Origin of the sequence: Streptomyces sp. yr375, assembly GCF_900110755.1 — a bacterium.
GTDB lineage: Bacteria > Actinomycetota > Actinomycetes > Streptomycetales > Streptomycetaceae > Streptomyces.
Map to the genome: position 1 here is coordinate 1 of NZ_FOFF01000121.1, position 1,315 is coordinate 1,315.

The window sequence follows — 1,315 nt, forward strand, 5'->3', positions numbered from 1 at the left end:
GCTCACTACCTGTGACTGCTTCCTCCGGGACCATCCGTCCCAGTATCAAGCTGTCCGGCCGGCAGGGGGAACCTCACCTGATCCTCAAGCACCCCGGCATGACCCGCGTGACGCCCTCACGACAGTTAGTGTCCTGTCTCGGATATGTCCGGGCATCGTGCTGCTCTGACCTGCGGTGCCCGGACTTGAGTGAGACGGGATTCGGCTGTGTGTCTCACTCAAGTCCGGGCAGGGAGCCGTGCCCTCGCACCGACAGGTAGGGGTCGCCGGGGCCGTGATGGGCTCAGGCGTCGGCGGGAGTGGTGCCGAGGGCGGTGGGATCGAAGCCTGCCTCGGCGAGGACGTCGGCGGCGACTCCGCGGCCGACCTGCGCGAGTCCGATCAGCAGGTCCTCGCAGTCGATGCGATCGGAGCCGTTCTGCTCCGATCGCGCCTCCGCGATGGCGATGGCCTTGCGGGAGTAGGGCGTCCATGCGATGCGCTCGGCTGCCTGAGAGGCGCCCATGCTCAGCCGGGTTCCGACGGATCGGTGGACTGTGTCCGCTGAGACGCCGGTGGCCTGCAAGAGTCGGGTGGCGCTGTTGTCCTCCGCGGTCAGTCCCCAGAGCAGGTGCTCGGTGCCGATGTAGTTGTTGCGGTGGTGCACTGCTGCTTGCTTGACGTGGACCATCGCCTGTCGGAGGTCGTTGGTCATCGTGTCGGGGCCGTAGCGCTTGTGCGGGGCGTGGAAGCGCTGCTGGACCGCCTGTCGGGTCACGCCCAGGGCGGTGCCGATGTCGGTCCATGAGGAGCCGTGCATCCGGCAGTGCTCGACGTAGTCCTCGACCAGGTCGTCTGCCAGCGCCTGCATCTGGCCTGCGAGTTGGGCGGCGACGGTCAGCAGAGCGAGCCAGTCGGGCTGTTCTTGTCCTCCGGGGCGGTGTGCGGTGTCGCATCTCCGGTCGACTTCCGCGATGAGATCGTCCAGGTCTGGAAGAGCCATGAGGCAAGTACGCCTTGACAGTTTTAAATTGTCAAGGCGTACTTGCCTCATGCTGCCTCATGCTGATGGAGGGCGACGAGCGCCTTGAGTTCGGCGCCTTCCATGGATCGCTCGATGCGCAGGGCGGTTCGTATCAGCTCAGTGAGGAACCATTGCCTGGCCGTGGTGCGAAGCGCGCTCTCCTGGGGCAGGCGCCTGTTGAACTCTGCCCTGAACAGCTCAAATCTCTCGCCGAAGAGTGAGGGGCCACGAAGTTTCCGGACAGGCACCCAATAGGGTTGTCCTGAACAAGGAAACGAGGAAGAAGTGGCGCCACCCAGTAAGTACTCGCCG

The 1,315-nt window shown here is 65.0% G+C and carries 1 protein-coding gene and 1 pseudogene; both read right to left on the reverse strand.

Annotation, left to right across the window (positions count from 1 at the left end; all coding sequences use genetic code 11):
* Positions 1-283: 283 nt before the first annotated feature.
* Complete coding sequence (locus BMZ82_RS39120) at positions 284-982, reverse strand: Clp protease N-terminal domain-containing protein (RefSeq protein ID WP_256252368.1); 699 nt, start codon at positions 980-982, stop codon at positions 284-286.
* A 47-nt stretch (positions 983-1,029) separates the two neighbouring features.
* Positions 1,030-1,315, reverse strand: a pseudogene (locus BMZ82_RS41450) (hypothetical protein); the annotation flags it as partial.